We start from the raw sequence: 25616 nt of genomic DNA on the forward strand, positions 1-25616 counted from the left end.
CCATGACCGATATCCATTCTGGCACCGCGGCACCCCCCGTGGACAGGGGGCGGACGAGTCGGTCTGTAAGCCGGATCCTGTCCCCGGCCTTCCGGCCGGGTGACGGTCATCCATCTGGACACACCGTTGCCGGGTGCCTCGAGCAGTCCACCCGCAGGCTCGGGCGAGCAGCCCTCGAACGCCTGCGCAGCCGCACTCTCGCGAGTGCGGCCTTCGACCTTGCTCCGGGCGGGGTTTACCTAGCCGCGCCGGTCACCCGGCGCGCTGGTGCGCTCTTACCGCACCGTTTCACCCTTACCCACACATGGCGTGTGGGCGGTTTGTTTTCTGTGGCACTGTCCCGCGGGTCGCCCCGGGTTGCCGTTAGCAACCGCCCTGCTCTACGGAGTCCGGACTTTCCTCGGCGACGGGCAGCGGCACAGCCGTACCCGTTCCCATCGCCGCGACCGCCCGACCGACTCGTCCGCGGCCACCAAGGTACCGTAATGGGCCATGGAGCGTGTCGAGGTGGGGTTCTCTTCGGGTGGCGAGCAGTGCGCGGGCTGGCTGTATCTCCCGGATGGACCGGCTCGCCCGCGGCCGTTGGTGGTCATGGGGCACGGGCTGGGGGCGGACCGGGAAATGGGGTTGGATCGCTATGCGCGGCGCTTCGCGGCGGCGGGCATGGCGGCGCTGGTCTTCGACTACCGGCATTTCGGGGCCAGTACGGGTGAACCCCGGCAGTTGATCCATATCGGGCGGCAGCGCGAGGACTGGCATGCCGCGATCGCGTACGCGCGCACCGTGCGGGGCATCGACGCCACTCGAATCGCACTGTGGGGCAGTTCGTTCGGCGGCGGGCACGTGCTGTCGGTGGCGCCGGACGATCACTACATCGCCGCGGTGGTGGCGCAGTGCCCGTTCACCAGCGGGTGGTCCTCGGCCATGGCGAAGGGGCCGATCAGCCTCACCAAGACCGGGGCTATCGCCTTGACCGACAAGGTGTTCGGGTCGCTGTTCGGGCGGCCGATCCAGGCGCGGCTGGCGGGTAAGAAGCACTCCGCCGCGTTGATGAGCGCCGCCGACGTGCCCGACGGATTCGGCCGTCTCGCAGAGGAATCCAGCCAGTATCGGCCGAAAGTGCCTGCCCGCATCGGGTTGTCGGCGCTGTTCGACTCCCCCGCCCGCCGCGTCAAGGACATCAAAGCGCCGGTGTTCTACGCCGTCTGCGATCAGGACTCGGTCGCGCCCGCCGGCCCCACACTGAAGGCCGCCGAGCGCACCAAGCACGCGACGGTGCGCCGCTACCCGATCGGGCATTTCGACATCTACTTCGACGACTGGTTCGAGAAAGCCGTCTACGACCAGATCGAGTTCCTCACCGCAACTCTGCGGCCCTGAGGATCACAGGTACGAGGTGTCGTTGACCAAGCGCACCGAAGATCCGCCGTCCGGATAGAACTCGGCGATGGACAGCGACGCCAGATCCAGGTGCAGGCGGTACAGCAGCGACGGGCCGACACCCAGGGCGAGCTGCAGCAGCGTCTTGATCGGCGTCACATGGCTCACCACAAGCACATTCGCGCCGGGGTACAGCGCCACCAGATCGCGCCGTACGCCTTCGATCCGCTCCCGCACCTGATCGAAGCTCTCCCCACCCGGCGCGGGCAGCGACGGATCGCCCAGCCATCGCGAATGCAGCTCCGGATCCCGCTGCTGCGCCTCGGCGAACGTAAGCCCTTCCCACGCACCGAAATCCGTCTCGATCAGCCCGTCGAGCACCCGCACCGGCACTCCCAGCGCCCGCCCGGCCGCCTCCGCCGTCTCCCGCGCCCGCCCCAGCGGCGAGCACACGATCGCCGCGATATCCCCCTTGGCCGCAAGGTTTTCCGCCGCCCGCGCCGCCTGCTGCCGCCCGAGCTCGGTCAACGGCGGATTCCCGCGCCCCGAATACCGCCGCTGCACCGACAGTTCCGTCTGCCCGTGGCGGAGCAGCAGCAGTCGCGTCGGCCGCCCGATCGCCCCGGTCCAGCCGGGCGCGGCAGTGGCGGACACGGCCGCACCCCGGCCTTCGGTGGCAACGGGATTCGAGGTGGCCGCGCCGACCACCGGATCCTCGCTCGGCAGTGATGACGCCGACGCACCCGCCGCGCCGGCCGACTGCCCATACAGACTGTCATCCCGCGACATCGCACCGGCCGAGGTGGTCTCGGCGCGGACGGCGTCGTCCCGCGTCGTCGTACCGGCCGGGGCGGGCGACTCCGCGCGCAGGGCGTCGCGGACCTCCCCGACCACTCCGGCATCGTCCATCGCTTCGTTGGCCAGCTTGTCGGCGTGCGAATTCTGTTTGCGCGGAATCCATTCGAAGGTGACGCGGTCGAAGCCGGCGACCAGCTGCCGGGCGCGTTCGGCCAGCGGGATCATGGCCGGGTGTTTGACCTGCCAGCGGCCGGACATCTGCTCGACGACCAGTTTGGAGTCCATGCGGGCCGCGACTTCGCGGGCGCCGAGTTCGGCGGCGGCTTCCAAACCCGCGATCAGGCCGCGGTATTCGGCGACATTGTTGGTGGCGACGCCGAGGAATTCCTTGCGTTCGGCCAGCACCGCGAGCCGTCCGGCATCCCACACCACCGCGCCGTACCCGGCGGGCCCCGGATTGCCGCGCGATCCGCCGTCGGCTTCGACGATCACCTTGTCCACCGCAGTTACCCTCCAGACATGGAAAACGGCCCGCGGTCGCGGGCCGTCGATTTCCGGCAATGCCCGCTCAGCGCGCGGGCGGCACTCAGAGCCCCGACTGCTTGGTGCGCACCAGGATCGCGCTGCATTCGGGGCAGCGCACCACCACGTCGGGCGCGGTCTGGGTGATGCGGGAGATCTCCCCGCGATCGAGTTCGATACGGCAGGCGCCGCAGCGGCGCGCCTGCAACAGCGCCGCGCCCACACCGTAATTGGTGCGCTGCTTGTCGTAGGTGGCGAGCAGGTCGGCCGGGAACAGGCGGGTCAGCGCCTCCCGGTCCGAGACGCAACGCTGCTGTGCCACATCGAGATCGGCGACCGCGGCGTCGCGACGCCGCTCGGCATCCACCAGATCGGTTTCCGCGCGGTCGAGGTTCGCGCCCGCGTGATCGTGGTCGGCGGCCGCGGCCTCGCGCCGCTCCATCACCTCGATCAGATCGTCTTCCAGCACCTTGCGGCGGCGCTCCAGGCTGGCCAGTTCGTGCTGCAGCTCCGAGAGCTGCTTGGCGTTGACCGTGCCGGCGGTGAGCAGGCCGCGGTCGCGCTCCTCGCGCTTGCGCACCGCGTCGATCTCGCCTTCCAGCTTGCGGATATCGCGATCCAGATCGTCGATCAGGATCTCGACCTTGACCGCGGCGTCCTTGCGCGTGGTCCGCTCCGCCTCCAGGTCCGTCACCTGCTGCTGCTCCGGCAGCACCTTCCGGCGATGCTCGATCCGCGTCAACTCGGCGTCGACAGCGGCGAGGTCGAGCAGCTTGGCCTGGATCGATGGTTCGGCATTCAACGCGGAAGGTCTCCTGGACGCTATGGACGGTTCAAGACTCCCACCGTACCCGCCTCCGCGCCCCCGATTACCCAACCCCGGCACAACCAGCGGTTTTACTCACAATCCCGCCCCCGGCCGCCGAATTTCCCGGGCTTTCCCCCGCCGCCGTATGGGATGGTCGGACCATGGCTGAACATGTCTACGAGATCTCGGTCACCTGGTCCGGCGCGACCACCGGCTATCGCGACTACTCCCGCAACCACCTGCTGCTGACCGCGGGCCCACCCCCCATCGAAGCCAGCGCCGACCCGGTGGTCGGCCGCGGCGACGGCACCCGCTGGAACCCCGAACAGCTCCTGGTCGCCTCCCTCGCCGACTGCCACATGCTCTGGTACCTGCACCTGTGCGTCGACGCGGGCGTAGTGGTCACCGACTACCGCGACGACGCGGTGGGCGTCATGGACAACATCCGCTTCCAGCACGTCACCCTCCGCCCACGAGTGACGGTCACCGAGCCGAGCATGGTCGCCCCCGCCGAGCAACTGCACGCCGAAGCACACAAGAAGTGCTTCATCGCCAACTCCGTCAACTTCCCGGTCGGTCACGAGCCGGTGATCGTGGTCGGCTAGGGGTGGTGGCCTTTTGCTCCACTTTCCTGCGAATTCGTCGGTTTTCTGCCGAATCCTGCCGATAGTGGAGCAAAAAGCTCATCAACAGTCCGCGGCGCCGATCGTCCACGGGTCGGTACGCAGCGCGGACACGCGCGTGTCGATGCCGGGGAGGGCGGCGCGTACCACCCCTTCCGCCTGTGCGCACCAAGGGAATTCGGTGGCCCAGTGGGCGGCGTCGATCAAGGCGGGGCCGCCGGCGCGGAGGTGTTCGTCGGCGGGGTGATGGCGCAGGTCGGAGGTGACATAGGCGTCGACGCCCAGGCGGGCGACCTTGCCGAGGTAGGAGTCGCCGGCGCCGCCGCAGACCGCGACGGTTTGGATGATGCGGTCGGGGTCGCCTGCCGCGCGGACGCCCCAGGTGGTGGTGGGGAGGCCCTTGCGGACTCGGGCGGTGAACTCGCGCAAGGTTTCCGGGGCGGGGAGTTCGCCGACGCGGCCGATGCCGAGGGTGGAGGGCAGTGGGGCGGGTTCGGTGACGTGGTAGGCGGGGACCTCGTAGGGGTGGGAGTCGCGCAGGGCGGTCAGGACCGCGGCGCGGCGGGACGGCGGGGCGACCAGTTCGATGCGGTCTTCGTCGAGTTGCCGCAGTTCGCCGACGGTGCCGAGGGCCGGGTTCGAGCCGTCCAGGGGGCGGTATTGCCCGGTGCCGGATACCTGCCACGAGCTGTCGGAGTAATTGGCGGCCGATCCGGCGCCGGCGGCGAACAGCGCGGTCAGCACGGTCTCGGTGTGGGTGCGTGGCACCAGCACCACCCAATTGTCCAGCGCGGCCAGGGGTTTGGGGTCCAGGGGGCCGGTGACCGTCAGGCCGATGGCGTGCGCGAGCGCGTCGGAGACGCCGGGGTCGGCGGAGTCGGCATTGGTGTGTGCGGTGAACAGCGCGCACCCGGACCGGATCAGCTTGTGCAGCAGCGCACCCTTGGGCGTGGACGCCGCCACGGTATCGACCCCGCGCAGCAGCAGCGGATGATGCACCACCAATGCCTGTGCGCCCCAAGCGATCGCCTCGTCCACCACGGCGGGCGTGGCATCGACCGCGAACAGCACCTTCGACACCGCGTCACCCGGATCGCCGGCCACCAGGCCGACCGAATCCCACGACTCGGCCAGCCGCGGCGGATACGCCGCATCCAGCGCCGAGATCAGTTCCGCCAACCGCACCGTCACCGAGCCTCCTCCACACCGTGTCGACGGCACCGCTCCCGATGCCCTGCCAACCCCGCCCCGCTGCCGCCGGACGAGCTCGGGTCCCGCTTCCGGAACCCCGTTCGCACCTATCCCGATGCCCTGCCGTAATCGTCGCCGTCCCACTGCCGCCGGACGAGCTCGGGTCCCGCATGCGGAACCTCGTTCACACCTATCGCGATGCCCTGTCGTAATCGTCGCAGTCCCGTTCCTGGTGGACGGTCTCAGGTTCCGCTGCCGGAACCCGTGCGCACCTTCTCATAATCCGACTTCCCGGATCGCGGCGACGAGCAGGTCCACCCGGGCGGGTTCCCGTACCGCCAGCCGCAGGTGACCCGGGTCCGCGCCGGGGAAGGTGTCCCCGCGCCGTACCGCGATCCCTTTGTCCGCGAGTCGCTTCCGCAGCAGTTCGGCATCGGGAACCCGGATCCACAGGTACGGTCCCGCCGCCGGTTCGTGCACCTCGATACCGAGTTCCCGCAGCCGTGGAATCATCGCATCCCGGTGCGCGGCAATGACTTCCGCCTTGCGCTGCGCCTCGGCCACCGCCCGCGGCTCGGCCGTGGCCGCGATCGCCTCCAATTGCAGCGTGCTCAAAGGCCAGTGCGGCCGCCCGTGATTCAACCGCGCCAGCACCTCCGGCGCGCCCAGCGCATACCCGCACCGCAGCCCGGCCAGCGCCCAGGTCTTGGTGAGGCTCCGGAACACCAGCAGATCCTCGAAGTCCTTGCCGGCCAACGTCTCCGGCTCCCCCACCACGGCATCGGTGAACGCCTCGTCCACCACCACCAGCCGCCCCGGCCGCCGCAAAGCCAGCAGCGACTCCGCCGGATGCAGCACCGACGTCGGATTGGTCGGATTCCCCACCACCACCAGGTCCGCATCCTCCGGCACCAGCCCGGCATCCAGCAGATACGGCGGCTCCAGCACCACCCGCGCCACCGGCACCCCGCCCTCCCGCAAGGCCAGCTCCGGTTCGGTGAACGACGGATGGATCACCGCCGCCAGCTTCGCCCCCAGCCTTGGCAACATGGCGAACCCTTCGGCCACCCCCGCCAGCAACAGCACTTCCTCGGCCCGCCGCCCGTGCCGCGCAGCCACCAGCTCGCGAACCGCCAGTTCCTCCCCCGCATCCGGGTACCGCCCCAAATCCCCCAGCCGCCGTGCGAGCCGCTCCCGCAACCACTCCGGCGGCGCATCCCCCTGCACGTTCACCGCGAAATCGACCATCCCGGGCCGCGCCTCCGCGTCCCCGTGATGCCGCAACCGCTCCCGGTCGACGACCGAACTCACACCCTCGATCTCACTATCGCCCGCACTAGATACGGCGGCGGCCTCGTCGTCCATGCCGGACCAATGACGATCGTTCGCGGCGGCGACGGACCGGAGGCCGGGATCCCCCGTCACTCCGGCAGTCCGGGCCGCCGGCGTCCCGTTGTGGCCGGGCATCTCGGCTCGGGCGAGTCCGTCGTCCGCCAGGTCGCCGGTGACCTCGCCCCGGCCCGCGGCCTCGGGAGACCTGCCGTCGAAGGCGACCGCGGCGACCCCCGATTGCGGGCGGACGCCCGCAACGCCGACACGGTCGGTCGGCATACCGAGGCCGCTGTCCGCTGCGGGCACGGGTGCACCGGCGGCGGGTTCGGGGTGGTGGGCGGTGTCCTGCGGCACAGCAGAACACCCTACGTGGCCGGGTTCGGGGGGCACCGGACAGAATGGCTGTCGTGGGCGAGCTGCATGTGACATTCATCTGCACGGGCAATATCTGTCGATCCCCGATGGCCGAGAAGATCTTCGCGGCGGAGCTGGAGCGCGCGGGGCTGGCGGATCGGGTGCGGGTGAGCAGTGCCGGGACCGGTGGCTGGCATGTCGGTGACGAGGCCGATCCGCGCACGACGCGGGAATTGCGGGAGCACGGGTATCCGATCGGGCATACCGCGGCGGTGGTCGGGGACGATCATTTGAGCGCGGATCTGCTGGTCGCCTTGGACGCGGGGCATGAGCGCGAGCTGGCCGAACTGGGGGTGCCTTCGGAGCGGCGGATGCTGCTGCGGGATTTCGATCCGCACGCGGACAGCATCAGCGTGCCGGACCCGTACTACGGGGATCAGTCGGATTTCGTGCTGGTGCGGGAGCAGATCGAGGCGGCGGTGCCGGGGCTGCTGAATTGGGTGCGGGAGCAGCTCGGCGAACCGGCCGAGGGCGATCGGGCATGACCGGCGCGAAATCGTCGCTGCCGCGCCGCCTGACCTTCCTGCTGCGGCCGAGCTGGATCATTCTGGCGGTCATCGTGGCCGGGTTCGCGTACCTGTGTTTCTCGGTGCTCGCGCCGTGGCAGCTCAACAAGAACACCAGCACCTCCGAACGCAATCAGCGCATCTCGGATTCGGTCGATGCCGCCCCCGTCGACGTCACCAGCATGTTCGGCCAGTCCGGCAAGGACACCGAATGGCGGCGGGTGACGGCGAACGGTGCGTATCTGCCCGATTCGACGGTGCTGGTCCGGCTGCGTCATCTGGATTCCGCGCCCGCCTACACCGTGCTCGCGGCCTTCCGGCTCGACGACGGGCGCACCGTGCTGGTGGATCGCGGTCAGATCGCCGCGGTGAACGGCACTCGCCCGCCGGTCATTCCCGCACCGCCGACCGGACCGCAGCACCTGGAAGCCCGGGTGCGCGCCTCGGAGGGCATCGTCGAATCCAAGCCGCCGGTGACCGAAGACGGCTACCGCCAGGTCTATTCGATCGACACCGTCCAGGAATCCACGGTCCTGGACGTCCCGCTCACGCCGATTCCCACGAATGCGCGCGGCGGTTATCTCCAGCTCGCCGAGCAGCAGCCCGGCGTCTTCACCCCCGACCCTCTGCCTCAGCTCGACGCCGGTCCTTACCTGTCCTACGGCCTGCAATGGCTGGCCTTCGGCATCATGGCTCCGCTCGGTCTCGGCTACTTCGTGTACGCCGAGATCCGGGCCCGCCGCCGGGAACGCGCCGAAACCGCACCCGCCGAACCGAATCCGCCGGTGACCGAATCCCGGGCAACGGAATCCACCACCGAGCCCGCAACCACCGAGCACACCGACGATTCCCCGGCGACCGAACAACCGCCCGCCGAACCGCAGCCTCCGCAACCCAAGCCGGTCTCCAACGAGGCCCGCCTCGCCGACCGCTACGGCGGCACCCGCCGCTGAGCACCGGGTGCCGGGCGGCCCGGGCTCGGTGGCTAACCTCGCGAGGTGGGTAAGAAGACTGCTGCCGCCGCCGGGGTGCTGCTCGGATTCGCGATGGACCGGGTACTCGGCGATCCGCGCCGCGGGCATCCGGTGGCCGGGTTCGGTTCGGCGGCAATGGCGGTCGAGCAGGTCACCTATCGGGACGCCCGGACCGCCGGCATCGTGCACGAGGTGGTGCTGGTCGGAGCGATCGCCGGGCTGGGAGCCGGGCTCGCGGGCAGTGTGGGCGCGACCGGATCGAGCGGGACGCGAAGTGGGTTCGCACGCTGGGCGGCCGAAGCGGGGCTGACCGCGCTGGCCACCTGGACGGTGCTGGGCGGTACCACCCTCGCCGAAACCGGGCGCGCCATGGCGGATCGCCTCGAGTCCGGCGATATCGACGGCGCGCGAGAGTTGCTGCCGTCCCTGTGCGGTCGCGACCCCGCGGTCCTGGATGCCGACGGACTGGCCCGCGCCGCCCTGGAATCGATCGCCGAGAACACCTCGGATGCGACTGTGGCCCCGCTGTTCTGGGGCGCGGTCGCCGGTGTCCCCGGCCTGCTGGGCTATCGCGCGGTCAACACTCTCGACGCCATGGTCGGCTACCGCAACGAGCGCTACGAGAATTTCGGCTGGGCCGCCGCCCGCACCGACGACGTGGCCAATCTGGCTCCGGCTCGCATCGCGGGCACGTTCACGACCCTGCTCGCTCCACTGGTCGGCGGCCGTCCCGCTGCGGCCTGGCGCGCGTGGCGACGCGACGCCGGGAAGCATCCCAGCCCGAATGCCGGTGTGGCGGAAGCCTCCATGGCCGGAGCGCTCGGCGTCACCCTCGGCGGTCGCACGCAATACCGCCACGGCACGGAACTCCGGCCCACCCTCGGCGACGGCCCTGCGCCGAAGGTGCCGGATCTGCGCCGCGCCGTACGTCTCTCCGAAGCGGTCCAACTGGCCTCAGCGCTGACCGCCGCGCTGGCCTTGGCGCTGCGCTCCTGATCCGAGCCCGGGTTCGCAACCACCCGCAACTGATCTTGAAACCATCCCTCCTGTCACCCCTGACCAGCCGAATGTCACAGTTGTCCGAACGGTTTCGTCGTTTCGGTGACCAGCCGGAATGGGCGAGTGGGAACGAACTGTGAGGCGAGAATGAGCGACGAACGGCATGGCGTGCCTGATCAGGCCGAGTTGGCGCGGCAGTTCGAGGAGCACCGCGTATACCTGCGGCGGGTCGCGTACAGCACGCTCGGCAGCCTCAGCGATGCCGACGACGTGGTGCAGGAAGCCTGGCTGCGCCTGCAGCGGTATTACGAGACCAGTCCGGAGGGCGCGGGCATCGAGAACCTGCGCGCCTGGCTGACCACGGTCACCGGCCGGCTGGCCCTCGATCATCTGGGCTCGGCGCGAGCGCGGCGCGAACAGTACGTGGGCGAATGGCTCCCCGAACCCGAAATCACCAATTGGGACGATCCGGCCGACCGCGTCACCCAGGACGAGCGCGTCACCACCGCCCTGCTGGTGGTGCTGGAATCCCTGTCCCCCGCCGAGCGCACCGCCTTCGTGCTCCAGGACGTGTTCGGCATGACCGGCCCCGAGGTCGCCGAGGTGGTGGGGCGCACCCCGGCCGCGGTGCGGCAGTTGGCTTCCCGCGCCCGCAAGCACGTCGAGCAGGGCACCCCGCGCTTCCCGGCCAGCCCGGACGAGCACGAGAAGGTGGTGTCGGCGTTCGCGCTGGCCTGGCGTTCCGGCGATCTGAGCGCGCTGCTCGGCGTGCTCGACGCCGAGGTCACCTTCACCGCCGACGGCGGCGGCAAGGTCAATGCCTTCCGCATCCCGCTGCACGGCGCGGACACGGTGGCGGCCACACTGCTCGGTTTCCTGCGGCACGCCGCGGAGATCGGCGGGGCCTGGGGCCGTTCGGTCATGGTCAACGGCCGCCCCGGCCTGGTGGTGTTCGACGGTCAGCACACGGGCGTGTTCTCGTTCACCATCGACGAGGGCCGGATCACCAATATCGATGTGGTGCGCAACCCCGACAAGCTGCGCAATCTGCCGACCGACGGCGGGCCGGACTGGGCGCTGGGCGAATCGGAGAACTGAACGGAAGAAAAGGGCCCGCAATCGGATTCCGATTGCGGGCCCTTTCCGCAACCGAACCTCAGGACGCGGTGCCGTGCAGCATGCGCAGACCGTGCGCGGCCGCGACCTCCGGCGAGTACAGCTCCCCCGCATCCGCGGTAAGTCCTTGCGCCAGGCCGTGATCCGCGTCGCAGGCGGCCCGCCAGCCCAGATCGGCGATGGCCCGCACATACGGCAGCGTGGCATTGGTGAGCGCGACGGTCGAGGTGTGCGGCACCGCGCCCGGCATGTTCGCCACGCAATAGAACACCGAATCCGCCACCCGGAAGGTGGGTTTCGCGTGCGTGGTGGGATGCGAACTCTCGAAGCACCCGCCCTGATCGATGGCGATGTCCACCAGCACCGATCCCGGCCGCATCCCCGCGACCAGGCTGTCGGGCACCAGTTTCGGCGCCCGCGCCCCGGGCACCAGCACCGACCCGATCACCAGATCCGCTGCCAGCACCGATTTCTCGACCTCGTGCGCATTGGACCCGACGGTGTCCACGCGCCCGCCGAACCGGGCGTCGAGCTCCCGCAGCCGCGCGAGATTGGTGTCCAGCACGGTGACCCGCGCCCCCATCCCGAGCGCCACGGTGGCCGCACTGCTGCCCGCCACCCCGCCGCCGAGCACCACCACATCGGCGGGCCGCACCCCGGGCACCCCGCCCAGCAGCACGCCTTCCCCGCCCTGCGGCGACATCAGGTGATAGGCCCCCACCTGAGACCCGAGCTTCCCCGCCACTTCACTCATCGGCGCGAGCAATGGCAAGGACCCGTCCCGCCCCCGCACCGTCTCGTACGCGATGGCCGTGATCCCCGACCGCAGCACCGCCTCGGTGCACTCCCGCGACGCCGCCAGATGCAGGAACGTGAACAGCGTCTGCCCGGCCCGCATGCGCGGATATTCCACGGCGACAGGTTCTTTCACCTTCAATACCAGTTCCGCCGCCGCCCACACCTCGTCGGCGCTCCCCATCGGCCGCGCCCCGGCGGCCAGGTACTCCTGATCCCCGAACCCGGACCCGGCCCCCGCCCCGGCTTCGATCAGCACCTCGTGACCGTGCCGCACCAGCTCCCCGGCTCCCGCCGGCGTCAGCGCGACCCGAAACTCCTGCTCCTTGACCTCCCGTGGCACCCCAATTCTCATACCCGCCATAGTCACCCACCCCGCCCCGCGCGGCCGCCATCGCCACACCCCTCGAACGGCCGGAAACCGGTGGAGATATCGCCCGGGTGGGCGTCTCCACCGGTTTCCGGTGCGCTCGGAGCCGGGCTCAGGAAGCCGCCAGCACCAGGGCTTCGCCCGGGGTCGGGATGCGGAGTACGGCTGCGCGACCGGCGTATTCGAAATTGCGGGTCAGGTAGTCGAGGTTCTCGGAGAAGTGCGCCCAGCCCTCGGCGTGCACGGGGACGATGAGCGCGTCGCCCAGGGCCTGCGAGGCCTTGACCGCGGTGCGGCCGTTCAGGGTCACGTCGGTGTCGCCGTAGCGGCCCGGGTTCGCCGCGCCGACATTCAGGATGGCGATATCGATGCGGCCGATGCGCTCGGCGATCTGCTCGACCAGTTCGACCGAGGCGTTGTCGCCGGAGACGTAGACGGTGGGCAGGCCGTCGGCGGTGAGCACGAACCCGGTGACCACGCCGGACACCGCTTCCGCGCCTTCCGGCCCGTGCAGGGCGGGCACGCCGGTGACGGTGACGTCGCCGATCACCACCGATTCCCAGTTCCGCAGTCCGGTAACGCCTTCCACGCGGGCGGCGGCGTCGGGGGTGGACAGCACCGTGTCCACACCGGTCAGGAACGCCCGCCCGGAGGTATCCAGATTGTCGGGGTGCTGATCGTGCGACAGCAGCACCACGTCCACCGCGCCGATCCGGTCCGCGGGCACGGCGGGCCCGGTCAGCTTGTGCAGGGTGAGCACACCCAGGTCGTAATCGCCCGGCTCGTCGAACGTGGGATCGGTCAGCCAGGTCAGGTTGCCGTATTCGAAGCGCACCGTGGGTCCGCCGATGTGCAGGAGCTCGATGGTGGCGGGGGCTGTGGTCTCGATCGTGTTCGTCATGAGAGGAAGCTTGCCCCCGCAAGATCATCGGCAACAGTGGCCCGAAGGCCGGGCTTCGATAAAATCGGGCCATGCATGAAGTGGCGGTGCTGGCGTTCGATCGGATCAGCCCATTCCACCTGTCGGTGCCGACCCTGGTGTTCGGGCGGATCGGCGCGGGGGCGGGCGACCGCACGCCGTATCGCGTGCGCGTCTGCGCCGAACAGCCCGGAATCCTATCCACCCCAGCCGGTTTCGACATCGTCGTGCAGCACGGGCTGGAGGCGGTGGAGAACGCCGAGACGGTGGTCGTGCCCAGCTGGGAGCGGCACCGGCCGCTCCCCGACCCGGTCCGCGACGCGCTGCGGGTCGCGCACGAACGCGGCGCGCGCATCGTCGGCCTGTGCCTGGGCGCGTGGGCGATCGCCGCCAGCGGCCTGGCCGACGGGCGCGAGATCACCACGCACTGGTCGGCCGCACCGGAATTGGCCCGCGCCTTCCCCGATGTCATGGTCCGCGCCGACTCGCTGTGGACCGACCACGGCGATCTCATCACCTCCGCGGGCGTGGCCGCCGCCCTGGACTGCTGCCTGCATCTGATCCGCACCGACCACGGCAGCCGCACCGCCACCGAGCTGGCCCGCGATCTGGTGCTGGCCCCGCACCGCAGCGGCTCGCAAGCCCAGTACATCCCGGTCGCGGTCCCGGAGGCCCTGGACGACGACCCCATCGAGCACGCGATGGTCTGGGCGCGAACCCATCTCGACACCTCCGTCGATCTCGACACCTGGGCCCGCACCGCGCTCATGTCCCGCCGCACCTTCACCCGCCGCTTCCGCGAACGCACCGGTTCCAGTCCGCAGCAGTGGCTGCTGCACCAGCGCGTGGACCGCGCCCGCCTGCTGCTGGAATCCACCGACGACACCATGGAACGCGTCGCCTCGGAAGCCGGCCTGGGCACCGCCGTGAACTTGCGCCACCACTTCCACCGCCTGCTCGGCACCACCCCCGCCGCCCATCGCGCCCTCTTCCGCAGGGCCGCCTAGGCGGCCGTCACCCCGCCCACTAGGTTCTCGATCATGAGGATTCAGCTGGGCGAGCACGCGCCGCAGATCGACGAGAGCGCGTGGATCGCGCCGAACGCCACCATCATCGGCCGGGTGCGCCTGGAAGCCGAAGTGAGCATTTGGTATTCGGCGGTGCTGCGCGGCGATATCGAGGACATCAGCGTCGGCGCGCGCTCCAATATCCAGGACGGCTGCGTGCTGCACGCCGATCCGGGCTTCCCGCTCACCGTCGGCTCCGGAGTCTCGGTGGGCCACAATGCGATCCTGCACGGCTGCACCGTCGGCGACGATGTGCTGGTCGGCATGGGCGCCACCGTGCTCAACGGCGCGGTGATCGGCGCGGGCAGCCTGATCGCCGCCAATGCCCTGATTCCCGAAGGCGCGCAGATCCCGCCCGGTTCGCTGGTGGCGGGCGTCCCCGGCAAGGTGCGGCGCGAACTGAGCGAGGCCGAATTGGACCGCATCAAGCTGAATGCCGCGGTGTACCTGCACAACACGAGCCTGCACCGCCAGGGTCAAGAGGCGTGACTGACGGGGGTGCGTGAGATATCCCACACTGAACAAGCGACCATATAAGGCACTGCTAACATCGCCAGCAGCGTTCCCGGCGGCCCGGGCATTGCCGCCGCCGCCGCGGTGCGCGCACGGGGCTAGCAGGAGGTTTATCCGGTGTCGTACGAGCTCGACGGTATGCACCGACGGCGGATCAGCGTGGCCGATATCGCGGCCCAGCCGGGGGGCATCGAGGCGCTGCAACGCCGGGTCCACGAACTGCGTTCCAATGGAATCGATTTCGCGGCCAATGCCATCGAACGCGAGATGGCCGCACTCGATGTCCACTGACCACACCCGATGTCCAATGACTGGACAGTAGCTTCGCGCCGGGCCCGCGCCGGTAGCAAACTCGATGCGATAATGCGGCTTCATCACCGCAATGTCGCGGGTTGCCAACCGATCCGACTGGAGACTCGATGCCCTCGGTGCCCACCATCCTGCAGCGCATTCTGGAGAAGCCGCGGGCCGAAGGCGAACAGCTCCTGGAGAGCGCGCTGTCGGCCTTCCTCGACTTCGGGATCAAGCGGACCAGTATGGGGGAGATCGCCCGGCGCGCGGGCATCAGCCCGGCCACGCTCTACCGCCGTTTCGAATCCAAGAACGAACTCGTGGAGGCGGTCGGCGTGCGCGAGGCGCAGCTGTTCGTCGCCGAGATCGATCAGCGGGTGACGCTCGCGGCCGGCGACGGGATGTCGCGGGACGAGCAACTGGTGGAGATCTTCGTCGCCTTCATCACGCTGCTGGCCAATAATCAACTGCTGCAGCGCCTGCTGCGCACCGAGCCCGAGACGGTGCTGCCCCGGCTCACCACCGAGGCCGGGCCGGTGATCGCGGTGGGCCGCACCTATCTGGCCGAGAAGCTACGCGCGGTGCAGGCCGCCGGCGACGGCCGGGATTTCGACGCCGATCTGGTGGCGGAAGTGCTGGCCCGGCTGGGGCATTCACTCGCGCTCACCCCGGAGGGGTTGATTCCCTTGGTGGACGAACAGGCCGCGCGCGAATTCGCCCGCCGCACGGTGCTTCCTATGATCGGGATCCAGCCGGTCTAGTTCCGCGCCCGGCGCAGCGTTTCATGATCGGCGCGTCGACCAGGTGGTAGATGAGCGCGGCCGCGGCGACCGAGGCGAGCAGGCTCAGGGCGGCGAAGCCCGCCCAGCCCGCGAAGCCGAAGCGCTTGCCGCCGATCAGGGTTCGGGTGATGATCACCATCACCGGGTACTGGATCAGGTAGAAGGCGTAGGAGATATTGCCCAGCCAGACCATGCGCGGATGGGCGTTCAAGCCCCGGATGCCGCGCAGATCCCGCACCGCGAGCGTGGCCACCACCGCGGTCATGGGCGCGACCAGCAGCGCCGACATCTTGTAGTTCACCGGCACCACGAAGGTCGCGGCGTAGGCCAGGCCGAGGGCCAGCAGCGGCGGCGCGAGACGCGTACTGCGCCAGCGCTCTTCGAGCACCATGCGCGCGGCCAGCACGCCGAGCAGGAACTCCGGCAGGCGCGAGGCCGGGAAGGTGTAGCTCAGCCAATACGACGGGGATACCGGGATATTCGGCTGCGCGAACCAGGCCGGGGAGGCGTGCGCCTCGTAGTACGGCGAGGTGTCGCCCGGGAACAGCCGGGGCGCGAAGGCGTTCGCGATGCCCTTGGGTCCGGGCGCCCACAGGTAGTAGGCGGTGTGCAGGGCGAGGATGGCGAGCACCAGCAGGCCGACGGCTAGCAGCAGGCGCCGCGCGGGGATGCGCCGCAGCAGCGGTAGCAGCAATGGGAAGCTCAGGTAGAACAGCATTTCCGAGGCCAGCGACCAGGACGGGACGTTCAGGCCGCCGACGGTCGTCCAGTTCGGCACCCAGGTGTGGACCAGCAGCAGGTTCGGGACCCAGACGACGGCCCGGGACAGCGGCACGCTCGCGGCGAGAATGAACACGGCCGCCGCGACCAGATGCGTCGGATAGATCTTGAGCACCCGCCGCCGGTAGAACCGCCGCGTCGTCATCCCCGGTTTGAACGACCAGTAGATGATGAAGCCCGACAGCACGAAGAAGAACGTCACCCCGGCCGCGCCGAACTGCATGGGCAGCACCTGGTGAATGTGCCGGAACAGCTCCGACTTCTGGAACGGATACACCGGCAGGAACACCAGGGCGTGCAGGACGAACACCACGAACGCCGCCCACCAGCGCGCGCCGGTCAGCGAGGGCAGCGGGGGCCGGTCTCGCGCGGCGCCGCCGGTCGCCGGACCGGAGTTGGGTTGCTCCGGTTCGGGTTCGCCGCCGGCGGACCGCGCGAGATCGGTGGCGGTCATCGCTGATATCGGGCGTGCAGCGCGTTCGCGACCACGGCGTCACCCACCGTGGAGGGATGGAACGGCAGGCCGTCCAGATCGGTGCGGTAGTCCAGGACGCCGTTCAGCCACGGTTGCGCCGAACACAATCCGTGCCCGGTGGTCAGAGCCCGGACATCCAGGAATTCGATGCCCAGGGTTTGCGCGGCTTCCCGTTGCGCGGTGTCGAGGCGGTCCAGGAACTCGGTCAGGGCCGCGCCGCGCGCCTGGATATACGGGGCGACGCCGAGGATGTTCAGGCAGATCGAGGTCTGCCCGGGCGGGAAGAATTCCGGATAGCCGACCAGGACCACGCGGGCGTTCGGCGCGTAGTACTTGATGTAGGTGACGGCATTGCTGACCCGGCTGGCGTACAGCGATCCGGTGACGGCGTTGTAGTCCGGGATCCGGCCTTGTTCCACCGCATCGGTATCGCAGCCCTGGACCAGGTTGAACACGCACTGCTGCAGGGCGAACAGCAGCGGCAGCTCGTTCACGCCCCAGCGGTCGTTGAGGCCGAATTGCAGTGCCACCAAACGGGTTTGCGGGCCGAAGGCGCCCTGCTGATCGGCGATCTGGGCTTGTTTGCCGAGGGTGTAGCCGGGCGGGGTGTCGATGGAGGCGCCCGGGCAGGACACGTCCAGGGTGTCCGCGGGCTGCGCCAGGGTGTGCAGCTGCGCGGGCCAGGAGGTGGCCTTGTGGATGCAGCTCTGTTCCCGGCCGAACCAGTCCCAGGCATTGGCGGTGAACGAATCACCCAGGACGACAATGTTTTTGCCGGTCGCGGCGTCACCGGCGGCGGTGCCGGTCAGGCTGACGGCGGCGACGGCGGTGGCGAGTGCGCACAGCCAGCGGACAGCGGTCCGCTTCCAGGGGAGCGTCATGTGCTGTCCTCAGTATCCGGGGCGCGGATCGAACGAGGGCACGTCCAGGGTGGGCGGCGCCTGCGTCTGCGGGGCGACCGTCTGCTGGGGTGCGACCGTCTGTTGTTGTTGCGGCGCAGGAGCATTCGTGACCGGCGGGGCGGCCGGTTCGGTGTATTGCGGTTCCGGCGCGGGCGGTTCGGTGACGGCGGGCGGCGGCGGTTCCACGGTGGTCGTGGTGGGCGGCGGCGTGGTGGCGGGCGTGGTGGTGGTCGAACTCACCGCCGACGTGGTGGTTGGTGTTCCCCCCGATCCCTTGTCGCTTCCGCAGGCGGTGAGGGCGCCCGCGAGAAATAGCGGGCAGATCACCGATACCAGGAGGCGCTGGGCGAAAACTGTTGCGGCACGAGACTTCATCGGACCCTCGAATCAGAACTGCGGTGTTCGCCGACCCAAACGAATTTTACAAACGCAGCCCTGGGGTTCATTGTAATTTCACCCGAATCGGCCCGCACCCGACTTTGCCGCACCGCAAAACAATTCGGACGGTTTGTTCTCTTCGGGCACACTGTCGGCATGCAGATCCGCTCCGCCGCCCGCGCCGTCCGGACCCGGGCCGCCGCCTGGTTTCCGCCGCGCCGCGTCGCGAAGCTCCTGGGCGTGACCGCCCTGACCGGTCTCGTCGTACTGCTCGGCTGTGACCTGTGGATCCGTTCCAGCACCTCCGACCGGCAGTTCAGCGTCGAATCCGCGCCCAGCTCCGACGTGGCCATCGTGCTGGGCGCCGAGGTCTACGCCTCCGGCGAGCCCTCCCCCTACCTGGCCGCCCGCCTCGACCTGGGCCGCCGCCTGCTGGCCGCCGGGAAGGTCAAAGCCATTCTGGTGACCGGCGACAACGGCCGCCACAGCTACGACGAACCGACCAGCATGCGCGACTACCTGATCCGCCGCGGCGTCCCCGCCGAGAAGATCGCCCTCGACTACGCGGGTTTCAGCACCTACGAATCCTGCGCCCGTGCCCACGACATCTTCGGCGTCCGCTCCGCCACCGTCCTCACCCAGGACTTCAGCCTCCCCCGCACCATCGCCCTGTGCCGGGCGGTGGGCATCGACACCGTCGGCGTCGGCGACGACACCCAGCCCCACGAGGGCGTCTACCGCAAGATCTGGCTCCGCGACCAACTCGCCTGCACCAAGGCGGTATACGCCATCGTGTTCAAACCCGCGCCCACCTTCCTGGGCCGTCAGGAAACGACGGTCCGCGACGCCATGGCCGCGGCCCCGCACTGAGCGATCAGCTCGCCGTCCCGAACAGTTCCGCGCCGCGGCCCGCGTCCCCGGACAATTCGTCCAGCGCGGCGGTGATGCGGCGCTCCTCCCATTGGAAGTGGGATTCGAGAATCGCCGACAGCCCGGCGATCTCGCCGCGCACGGCGGCGAGATTGTCCGCCGTCACGTCGGCCAGCAATCCGGTCATGCGCGTCAGGATGTCGGCGACCAGCCGGTGATCGGCGCTCAATTCGGCGAGTACCGGGGCCAGTTCCGGAAAGCGCTGGGCGAGCAGCGGAAACGCCGTCTCGTCCTCCTTGGTGTGATGGGCGGTCAAGGCGCGGCAGAAGGCCAGGCAGTGGCCGCGCACCTCGCGCACCGGCCGCACATGACCGAGCCGATGCTCGTCGAGTTCGCGGGCGACCCGCTTCAATTCGCCACGCAGCCAATTGTGGACGTCGATCAGTTCGCGCCCGAGAGCCTGGGCGCGGTTGTTCGCAACAGACATGAATGATCTCGATTCGGAGGAAGGTGTGGTCCGTTCCGGCGGGCACGGCCGTGCTCTCGACCGGAGACGGTGTGGAAAGTCGAATACGCACCACGACGGGTGCGCGACTCACATCAGCAGGGCGGGCGAAGTGGACCCATAGCTGCCTCCTCGATTCGTTGCCTCCATGCGTACGCCGTCCACCCGGCGCCGGCACGCGACACGAGCCGATCTTAACCCCGGGGCTCGGCGGCGAGGCTCTCGCGGCGGAAGGTGTCGGGGGTGGTGCCGGTCCAGCGGTGGAAGGCGCGGCGCAGGGCCCGGGGGTCGGTGTAGCCGAGGCGGGCGGAGATGGAGCGGATCGGGAGGGTGGTGTCGCGGAGGAGGTCGCGGGCGTATTGTTCGCGGGCCGTTTCGACTTCGGCGCGCCAGCTGGTGCCGGATTCCTGCAGGCGGCGTTGCAGGGTGCGGGAGCTGATGGCGAGGCGGCGGGCCACGCGGTCGAGATCGAGTTCGTTGCGGGCGAGGGCGGCGGTGGTGGCGGCGCGGAACTTGTCCAGCCAGCCCAGTTCGGGGCGGGCGGAGGCGAGGGAGAGCTCGGCGTAGTGGCGGAGCATGCGGGCCAGGTGGGGGTCGGCGCCGGTGGGCTGGGCGCCGATGTCCAGGAAGGTGATCTCGGAGGCCGGGGCGCCGAAATCCATGCGGGCGGTGCCGAATTCGTCGATCAGGTAGGGGCGGCGTTCGGCGGCGTGATGGGTGAAGGCGACGCGGACGGGGACGACGTGGCGGCGGGCCACGGTGCGGACGCGGCGCAGCATCATGGAGAGGACGAACTCCTCGATCGGGGGCAGGATCAATTCGGGTTCGATGGTGCCGGCGTCGCGGATGGACAGCAGGCCGCCGTCCTCGACCACCGTCCAGCCGACCGCCGGATCGGTGACCACGGCGCGCAGTTCCATAGCGGTGCGGATGCCGGCGGCGACGGTTTCGCCACTGGTGAACAGATAGTCCCAAAGGTGCAGGCCGCCATTGCGTTCGGCTTGATCGGTGGCGAGCAGACCGGAGCCGGGGCCGGCGACGGCGTCGATCAGTTCCCACATGCGCCACGCCGATTCGGTGGGCACCCGCAGCAGTTCGTCGCCCAGGTCGGCGGTGTCCAGGCCGGATGCGAGGGTGAGTTGCGCGGGTGTGATGCCGACGTGCAAGGCGGTCGTCCGGATCACCGCGGCGGTCCGGGCCGGAAGGGTGCCTTCGATCACCGCCGGAGCCTAACCCGCCGAAAATGCTTCCGAATGGTCGAATTGGCGCGTTCTGTCCCCTCAACGGCGTCCGACGTCCCCGGGTCGGCGTCGCCCGCGGCCATAGATTCAGGAGCGCGAGCGAACCGGCAGCGATCACGGACGGAAATCGGCCCGGCCGGGAATGAATTCGCTCACCCTAACCGTTGTCAGTCATTACAACGGTTATATGCTCGCATCCACACCCCGATCGACAGAGACAGGCAGTCATGACCAGCCACAAGATCCTCGCCATCTCCGGCAGCCTCCGCGCCGCCTCGCACAACACCGCCCTGCTGCGCGCCGCCCAGAAGCACAATGCCGGGCTGGACATCGAGATCTACGACAACCTGCGCGAGATCCCGCCCTACGACCTGGATCTCGACAATCCGGCCGATCGCCCGGCCGCCGTCACCGACCTGCGCGAGCGCATCGCCGCCGCCGACGGCCTGCTCATCGCCACCCCGGAGTTCAACTACTCCATCCCGGGCGTGCTGAAGAACGCCATCGACTGGGTCTCCACCGACTGGACCAAGACCGAGGGCCTGCCGCTGCACCGCAAGCCGATCGCCATCGCGGGCGCGGCCCCGACCCAGTTCGGTTCCGTGCGTGCGCAACTCGCCCTGCGCCAGGTGTTCGTGTGGACCGAGAGCGATGTGGTGATCAAGCCCGAGGTGATCGCGTTCCGTTCGCACGAGCGCTTCGACGAGGACGGCAATCTCGTCGACGACACCACCATCGAGTTGCTCACCGGCCTGCTCACCGCGCTGAAAGCCAAGATCGACGCCCGCTAGCCGGGAAACACCCACTCCCCGAGAGGAATTCACCATGACCGAGAACCGCCCGCCGCTGCCGCCGTTCACCGCCGAAACCGCCGCCGCCAAGGTACTGGCCGCCGAGAACGCCTGGAACACCCGCGATCCGCAGCGCGTCGCCCTGGCCTACACGCCGGATTCCTGGTGGCGCAATCGCGACCAGTTCCTGGTCGGGCGCGAGGCCATCGTCGAATTCCTCACCGCCAAATGGGCGAAGGAGCAGGAGTACGCGCTGCGCAAGAACCTGTGGTCCTTCACCGACAACCGGATCGCGGTGCGCTTCACCTACGAATGGCACGACGCCGACGGCCAGTGGTGGCGCAGTCACGGCAACGAACTGTGGGAGTTCGACGAGCACGGGCTGATGGCCCGGCGCGAGGCGAGCATCAACGATCTGCAGATCGACGCCGAGCAGCGCACCATCTTCGGACCGCGCGAAAGCCGTTGAGGTGACCGGGCATTACGCGCAGATCGCGTTCACCGACGCGGTCCGCGCGCACCAGGCGGCGCACGGCAGCCTGTGCGGCTACGAGCGGATGGCGGCGGTTCCGGCCGTCGCCGACCGGCTCGGCCAGCAGGAGGCGTGGTTCATCGAGGAGCGGGACAGTTTCTACCTGTCCACGGTGAGCGAGACCGGGTGGCCCTACATCCAGCATCGGGGCGGGCCGCGCGGGTTCCTGAACGTGATCGATTCCAGCACCGTGGGTTTCGCCGACTTCCGGGGCAACAAGCAGTACATCAGCCGGGGCAATCTCGATCATGACGATCGGGTCGCGCTGTTCCTGATGGATTATGCGAGCAAGACCCGGTTGAAGATCTTCGGCCGGGCCCGCGCGGTGGAGGCCGACGCGGATCCGGAACTGGTCGCGTCGCTGACGGTTCCGGGGTATTCGGGGAAGCCCGAACGCGCGGTGCTGATCACCGTCGAGGCCTTCGACTGGAACTGCAGCCAGCACATCCCCGAGCTGTATCCGCGCGAGGAAGTCCTCGAGGCCGTGCAATCCCTGCGCGACCGCATTGCCGAACTCGAACGACAGAATGCCGAACTACGCGAACTCCGCTCCGGCAGTTGATATCCCGCGCCCTCGCGGCGCAGCACAAGTTGGGAGCTGATGACGATGCGACCCGAACGTATCGCCTGGGCGGGGCTCGCGGCCATGACCGTGTCCTTCGGCCTGAACTTCACCATGGGCGTGTTCTTCGCCCCCACCGCCGCCGCGTACGGGGTGAGCGCGACGGCGCTGGCGGTGGCCGCCGCGCTCGGCACCACCGTCACCGGCATCGCCCAATATCCGATCGGCCGGCTGCTCGACAGCATCGGCGCGAAGAACGTGCTGGTGGGCGGGCTCACGCTGATTTCCGCCAGCTATCTGGTGCTCTCGATCGTCACCGAGACCTGGGAGTTCGTCGCCGCCTACATGCTGCTCGGCGGCCTGGGTTTCGCGGCGTCCTCCACACTCACCGTGACCACGCTGGTCAGCCGGGTGCGCGGGACGAACGCGGGCCCGGATCTGGCGCGCGCCGCGCTGGGCATCAATGTCGGTCAGCTCATCACCCCGTGGGCGGCGACCGCGCTGTTCGATCCGATCGGCGTGCGCGGCGCGTTCGCCCTGCTGGGCGCGCTCGGCCTGGCGGTCACCGCCTACCTGTGGCTGCGGCTGCCCACCTGCCCCGGCACCGGGCGGCCGGCGGGCGGCGCGGAATCGCTGCGCGGGCGCGGAAAGATCTTGACCGCCTTCGGATTACACGCCGCCACCCTCTACGTGGTGATTCTCATGCTGCCCAAGCACGCGACCGAGATCGGCTGGAATGTCACGAACGCCGGCCGGCTGGTGGCCCTGGCCGCCCTGTCCGCGGGTCTCACCTCGGCGGCGATGGTCCGGCTGCTGCGCACCTATTCCGCCGAAAACCTGTTGCGCACACTGTTCGTGGTGCGGATCGCCGCGCTGGTCCTGGCGGTCTTCGTGCCCGGCCCCGGCGTGCTCATCGCGGTCGCTATTCTGTTCGGCGCGGCATCGTTCCCCATCGTGCCGCTCACCATGGCCGTCATGTCCCGCGGCCTCGACCCGGCGCGGATGGGCCGCACCCTGGCGCCCGCCTGGATCGTGCATCAGCTGTCGGCCGCCGCCGGTCTGGCCGTCGCGAGCCTGATCCATCTGCTGACCGACAGCTACCGTGGCTATTTCGCGCTCGGCCTGCTGTTCAGCGTGGCGTGCGTGGCGCTCATGACCCCGGCGCGCGCACCGCGCCCGGTATTGGCCGCCGCGAATTGACGGGTTCCCGGGCCGGGCGCGGCTGTGATCAGTCGCGCCCGGCCCGGACGATGTGCGAAGTCGCCAGTTTCCGGGCCGCTTCCCCGCCCCCGCCGGTATAGCGCGTGATCAGCTCGGGGGCGCTCAGATCCTCGATATCGGTGAACCCGAACCGCCCCAGCAGTTCCGCCATGTCTCCGGGACTCAGCGCGGTCAGCCAGGGCTCCCCCACCGCCGCGATCCGCGCGGCCCGTGCGTCCAATGCCCGCTGCTCTTCCGCACTACCGGCCGGGCACAGATAGTCGATGACCACCTGCACCGTCGCCCCCTGTCCGGCAAGGTAACCGAACGTGCCGTCCAGCGCCTCCCGGGTCAGATACATGACGACGCCCAGCCACACGAACACCACCGGCTCCGACCGCACGAACCCCACCTCGGCCAAACCATCGGCGAGCGTGCGGGTTTCGAAGTCGACCGGTACGAAAGTCACCGTATCGGGCACCTCGATCCCCGTCTCGGCCAGCCGCTCCCGCTTCCACCCTTGGGTATCGGGATGGTCGACCTCGAAAACCCGAAGCCCCGCATGCGGATTCCGGTAGGCGAAGGTATCCAGCCCGGCTCCGAGAATCACCACCTGGCGGGTCCCCGCCGCATATGCCGACGCCACCGTCTCTTCGGCGAATCGCGACCGCGCCGCCAGGAACCAGCGCCGCCGCCGCTGGAACTCCCCGTCATCGACGGTTTCGAGGGTGGCCGTGTCCCGGTCCGCCGATTCCGTCACATTCAGCCCGAGTATGCGCGGCGCCAGCGGGTCGGTGAATATCCTGGGCTCGTCGGGGGCGATCTGGTGGTAGGCGCGGGCATGGGCAGTGGCCAGTGCGGTGCGGCTGGGCTCTCCGGTGCGCATACCAGCGAACGTAACACCGCACACAGGGGGATCGACCATGGGTTTCGCCACACCGGCACGGCGGCGAGCGCTAGTCTTGTCGCACGATATTTTCGCCGGGGTTCAACGCCGAATCCGGTTGCCCGACACCCGATGTCGGCAACCCATGCTCGATGTCCGCACCGCACCTGGAGAATTCATGCGCACTCGGAAAATCATCGCGGCTCTGAGCGCCATCGCGGCCACCTTGACCGGGGCGGTGCTCGCCGGGAGCGGGCCCGCCGCGGCCGAAACCGGTTGCCCGGGGCTGTATGTCGTCGCCATTCCGGGGACCTGGGAGAACAATGGGTCGACGGTGGGGCCCAGCATGCTGTCGTATGTGACCGATGGTCTGCCGGGAACCGTGCGGACCGATTACGTGTCCTATCCGGCGACCGTTTTCCCCTGGGAGGGACAGGTTTACGGGCGCTCGAAGTCGGTGGCCATCAATTCGGCGCGCGGGATGATCGCCAGTATGGCGGTGCGGTGCGCGGGGACCCGGGTGGCGTTGCTGGGGTACAGCCAAGGGGCCGACGCGGCGGGTGATCTGGCGGCCGAGCTGGGGACCGGTGCGGGCGTGATCGCGCCGAATCGGGTTGCGGCCGTGGGGCTGATCTCGGATCCGCGGCGGGCGCCCACCGATATCCTGGTCGGCCCGGCGGTCGCGGGGGCCGGTGCGGGCGGCGGCCGGCCGGGCGGGTTCGGGTTCATCTCCGACCGGGTGCGGACCATCTGCGCCATCGGGGATCTCTACTGTTCCACGGTGCCCGAGGATTTCGTGACGCGGTTCGCGGGGCTGATGGCGCAGGTGTCGGAGGCTTCGATCACCGACGTCACGCTGTATCAGCAGCAGGCCGACGCCATCATGAAGGATCTGATGGCCGGCGGCGGGATCTCGGTGCTGCAGCAGCAGTTCAGTCCCGAGGCGAACGCGCACCGGCAGGCGACCTTCGAGCAGTTCTACAACTCGCAGGTGCACACCGCGTACGCCGGTTACGACGTGGGCGGGGCGTCGGCGACCGCCTGGCTGCACGACTGGCTCGCCGGCCTGGCATGAGAAAGCGGGTGCTCCGGAA

The 25616-nt window shown here is 69.4% G+C and carries 28 protein-coding genes and 1 other RNA gene; 16 read left to right on the forward strand and 13 right to left on the reverse strand.

Annotation, left to right across the window (positions count from 1 at the left end; genetic code table 11):
• Nucleotides 1-50 precede the first annotated feature (50 nt).
• Nucleotides 51-462: RNase P RNA component class A (rnpB, locus tag NY1_RS26980), an RNA gene on the reverse strand.
• A 30-nt stretch (nucleotides 463-492) separates the two neighbouring features.
• Here rnpB and NY1_RS26985 point away from each other — a divergent pair.
• Nucleotides 493-1380, forward strand: coding sequence for an alpha/beta hydrolase (locus tag NY1_RS26985; RefSeq protein ID WP_067719195.1), 888 nt, complete (start codon nucleotides 493-495; stop codon nucleotides 1378-1380).
• Nucleotides 1381-1383: 3 nt separating this feature from the next.
• On the opposite strand, the gene NY1_RS26990 is transcribed toward NY1_RS26985, so the two are convergent.
• A complete protein-coding gene (locus tag NY1_RS26990) occupies nucleotides 1384-2679 on the reverse strand; it encodes a bifunctional RNase H/acid phosphatase (RefSeq protein ID WP_067719198.1) in 1296 nt (431 codons plus the stop codon).
• 85 nt (nucleotides 2680-2764) lie between these two features.
• A complete protein-coding gene (locus NY1_RS26995) occupies nucleotides 2765-3502 on the reverse strand; it encodes a zinc ribbon domain-containing protein (RefSeq protein WP_067719201.1) in 738 nt (245 codons plus the stop codon).
• 167 nt (nucleotides 3503-3669) lie between these two features.
• Between NY1_RS26995 and NY1_RS27000 the strand changes: the two genes are divergently transcribed.
• Nucleotides 3670-4113 carry an OsmC family protein gene (locus tag NY1_RS27000; RefSeq protein WP_067719204.1) on the forward strand — a complete coding sequence of 148 codons (444 nt, stop codon included), beginning with the start codon at nucleotides 3670-3672 and terminating at the stop codon, nucleotides 4111-4113.
• A gap of 81 nt (nucleotides 4114-4194) precedes the next feature.
• Here NY1_RS27000 and NY1_RS27005 read toward each other — a convergent pair whose 3' ends face one another.
• Both NY1_RS27005 and cobC read right to left on the reverse strand, forming a co-directional pair.
• A complete protein-coding gene (locus tag NY1_RS27005) occupies nucleotides 4195-5322 on the reverse strand; it encodes a Nif3-like dinuclear metal center hexameric protein (RefSeq protein ID WP_067719206.1) in 1128 nt (375 codons plus the stop codon).
• A gap of 276 nt (nucleotides 5323-5598) precedes the next feature.
• Nucleotides 5599-6687, reverse strand: a complete 1089-nt coding sequence (gene cobC, locus NY1_RS27010; RefSeq protein WP_084535404.1) for an Rv2231c family histidinol phosphate aminotransferase CobC — start codon at nucleotides 6685-6687, stop codon at nucleotides 5599-5601.
• 365 nt (nucleotides 6688-7052) lie between these two features.
• Here cobC and NY1_RS27015 point away from each other — a divergent pair, with 365 nt between their 5' ends.
• The 4 genes from NY1_RS27015 (at nucleotide 7053) to sigJ (ending at nucleotide 10645) form a co-directional block, all read left to right on the forward strand.
• The gene (locus NY1_RS27015; RefSeq protein WP_067719209.1) at nucleotides 7053-7553 is read left to right on the forward strand and encodes a low molecular weight protein-tyrosine-phosphatase; all 501 of its coding nucleotides are present in this window, start codon (nucleotides 7053-7055) and stop codon (nucleotides 7551-7553) included.
• Entirely contained in the window at nucleotides 7550-8527 is a 978-nt protein-coding gene (locus NY1_RS27020; RefSeq protein WP_067719212.1) for an SURF1 family cytochrome oxidase biogenesis protein, read from the forward strand. Before NY1_RS27015 ends, NY1_RS27020 begins: the two co-directional genes overlap by 4 nt.
• Nucleotides 8528-8620: 93 nt before the next feature.
• Nucleotides 8621-9544: a cobalamin biosynthesis protein gene (locus tag NY1_RS27025; RefSeq protein ID WP_067719583.1), complete on the forward strand. Its 924-nt coding sequence runs from the start codon at nucleotides 8621-8623 to the stop codon at nucleotides 9542-9544.
• A 150-nt stretch (nucleotides 9545-9694) separates the two neighbouring features.
• Complete coding sequence (gene sigJ, locus NY1_RS27030) at nucleotides 9695-10645, forward strand: RNA polymerase sigma factor SigJ (RefSeq protein ID WP_067719215.1); 951 nt, start codon at nucleotides 9695-9697, stop codon at nucleotides 10643-10645.
• 58 nt (nucleotides 10646-10703) lie between these two features.
• On the opposite strand, the gene ald is transcribed toward sigJ, so the two are convergent.
• Entirely contained in the window at nucleotides 10704-11813 is a 1110-nt protein-coding gene (gene ald / locus NY1_RS27035; RefSeq protein WP_067719585.1) for an alanine dehydrogenase, read from the reverse strand.
• A 127-nt stretch (nucleotides 11814-11940) separates the two neighbouring features.
• Entirely contained in the window at nucleotides 11941-12729 is a 789-nt protein-coding gene (locus NY1_RS27040) for an MBL fold metallo-hydrolase (RefSeq protein WP_067719218.1), read from the reverse strand.
• Nucleotides 12730-12800: 71 nt separating this feature from the next.
• On the opposite strand from NY1_RS27040, the gene NY1_RS27045 reads away from it, so the two are divergent.
• The 4 genes from NY1_RS27045 (at nucleotide 12801) to NY1_RS27055 (ending at nucleotide 15379) form a co-directional block, all read left to right on the forward strand.
• Entirely contained in the window at nucleotides 12801-13754 is a 954-nt protein-coding gene (locus NY1_RS27045) for a GlxA family transcriptional regulator (RefSeq protein WP_067719220.1), read from the forward strand.
• 33 nt (nucleotides 13755-13787) lie between these two features.
• On the forward strand, nucleotides 13788-14303 hold the full coding sequence (locus NY1_RS27050) for a gamma carbonic anhydrase family protein (RefSeq protein ID WP_067719223.1): 516 nt from the start codon (nucleotides 13788-13790) through the stop codon (nucleotides 14301-14303).
• 141 nt (nucleotides 14304-14444) lie between these two features.
• Nucleotides 14445-14618 carry a hypothetical protein gene (locus NY1_RS43805; protein ID WP_169815399.1) on the forward strand — a complete coding sequence of 58 codons (174 nt, stop codon included), beginning with the start codon at nucleotides 14445-14447 and terminating at the stop codon, nucleotides 14616-14618.
• A 128-nt stretch (nucleotides 14619-14746) separates the two neighbouring features.
• Complete coding sequence (locus NY1_RS27055; protein ID WP_067719226.1) at nucleotides 14747-15379, forward strand: TetR/AcrR family transcriptional regulator; 633 nt, start codon at nucleotides 14747-14749, stop codon at nucleotides 15377-15379.
• On the opposite strand, the gene NY1_RS27060 is transcribed toward NY1_RS27055, so the two are convergent.
• The 3 genes from NY1_RS27060 to NY1_RS27070 are packed head-to-tail and all read right to left on the reverse strand — an operon-like array spanning nucleotide 15354 to nucleotide 17797.
• On the reverse strand, nucleotides 15354-16634 hold the full coding sequence (locus tag NY1_RS27060) for an acyltransferase family protein (RefSeq protein ID WP_084535374.1): 1281 nt from the start codon (nucleotides 16632-16634) through the stop codon (nucleotides 15354-15356). The two genes, NY1_RS27055 and NY1_RS27060, sit on opposite strands and share 26 nt — an antisense overlap.
• Nucleotides 16631-17536 (reverse strand): SGNH/GDSL hydrolase family protein, encoded by a 906-nt coding sequence (locus NY1_RS27065; RefSeq protein ID WP_067719229.1) that lies wholly within the window; start codon nucleotides 17534-17536, stop codon nucleotides 16631-16633. The genes NY1_RS27060 and NY1_RS27065 overlap by 4 nt, the downstream gene beginning before the upstream one ends.
• A 9-nt stretch (nucleotides 17537-17545) precedes the next feature.
• On the reverse strand, nucleotides 17546-17797 hold the full coding sequence (locus NY1_RS27070) for a hypothetical protein (RefSeq protein WP_067719232.1): 252 nt from the start codon (nucleotides 17795-17797) through the stop codon (nucleotides 17546-17548).
• Nucleotides 17798-18091: 294 nt separating this feature from the next.
• Between NY1_RS27070 and NY1_RS27075 the strand changes: the two genes are divergently transcribed.
• A complete protein-coding gene (locus NY1_RS27075) occupies nucleotides 18092-18805 on the forward strand; it encodes a SanA/YdcF family protein (protein WP_067719235.1) in 714 nt (237 codons plus the stop codon).
• A gap of 4 nt (nucleotides 18806-18809) precedes the next feature.
• On the opposite strand, the gene NY1_RS27080 is transcribed toward NY1_RS27075, so the two are convergent.
• Entirely contained in the window at nucleotides 18810-19292 is a 483-nt protein-coding gene (locus NY1_RS27080) for a hemerythrin domain-containing protein (protein WP_067719237.1), read from the reverse strand.
• Nucleotides 19293-19504: 212 nt separating this feature from the next.
• The gene (locus NY1_RS27085; protein WP_067719240.1) at nucleotides 19505-20530 is read right to left on the reverse strand and encodes an AraC family transcriptional regulator; all 1026 of its coding nucleotides are present in this window, start codon (nucleotides 20528-20530) and stop codon (nucleotides 19505-19507) included.
• A gap of 248 nt (nucleotides 20531-20778) precedes the next feature.
• Between NY1_RS27085 and NY1_RS27090 the strand changes: the two genes are divergently transcribed.
• Genes NY1_RS27090 through NY1_RS27105 form a run of 4 tightly spaced genes read left to right on the forward strand, consistent with a single transcriptional unit; the run spans nucleotide 20779 to nucleotide 23636 of the window.
• The gene (locus NY1_RS27090) at nucleotides 20779-21342 is read left to right on the forward strand and encodes an NADPH-dependent FMN reductase (RefSeq protein WP_067719243.1); all 564 of its coding nucleotides are present in this window, start codon (nucleotides 20779-20781) and stop codon (nucleotides 21340-21342) included.
• Between the two features lie 34 nt (nucleotides 21343-21376).
• Nucleotides 21377-21811: a nuclear transport factor 2 family protein gene (locus tag NY1_RS27095; protein WP_067719245.1), complete on the forward strand. Its 435-nt coding sequence runs from the start codon at nucleotides 21377-21379 to the stop codon at nucleotides 21809-21811.
• Nucleotide 21812: 1 nt separating this feature from the next.
• The gene (locus NY1_RS27100) at nucleotides 21813-22436 is read left to right on the forward strand and encodes a pyridoxamine 5'-phosphate oxidase family protein (protein ID WP_067719248.1); all 624 of its coding nucleotides are present in this window, start codon (nucleotides 21813-21815) and stop codon (nucleotides 22434-22436) included.
• Between the two features lie 39 nt (nucleotides 22437-22475).
• Nucleotides 22476-23636, forward strand: coding sequence for an MFS transporter (locus NY1_RS27105; protein WP_084535375.1), 1161 nt, complete (start codon nucleotides 22476-22478; stop codon nucleotides 23634-23636).
• Nucleotides 23637-23664: 28 nt separating this feature from the next.
• On the opposite strand, the gene NY1_RS27110 is transcribed toward NY1_RS27105, so the two are convergent.
• Nucleotides 23665-24522, reverse strand: coding sequence for a class I SAM-dependent methyltransferase (locus NY1_RS27110; RefSeq protein ID WP_067719254.1), 858 nt, complete (start codon nucleotides 24520-24522; stop codon nucleotides 23665-23667).
• Between the two features lie 178 nt (nucleotides 24523-24700).
• On the opposite strand from NY1_RS27110, the gene NY1_RS27115 reads away from it, so the two are divergent.
• A complete protein-coding gene (locus NY1_RS27115) occupies nucleotides 24701-25597 on the forward strand; it encodes a cutinase family protein (RefSeq protein ID WP_174567225.1) in 897 nt (298 codons plus the stop codon).
• Nucleotides 25598-25616 lie beyond the last annotated feature (19 nt).

Origin of the sequence: Nocardia yamanashiensis NBRC 100130, from assembly GCF_001613325.1 — a bacterium.
Lineage (GTDB): Bacteria > Actinomycetota > Actinomycetes > Mycobacteriales > Mycobacteriaceae > Nocardia > Nocardia yamanashiensis.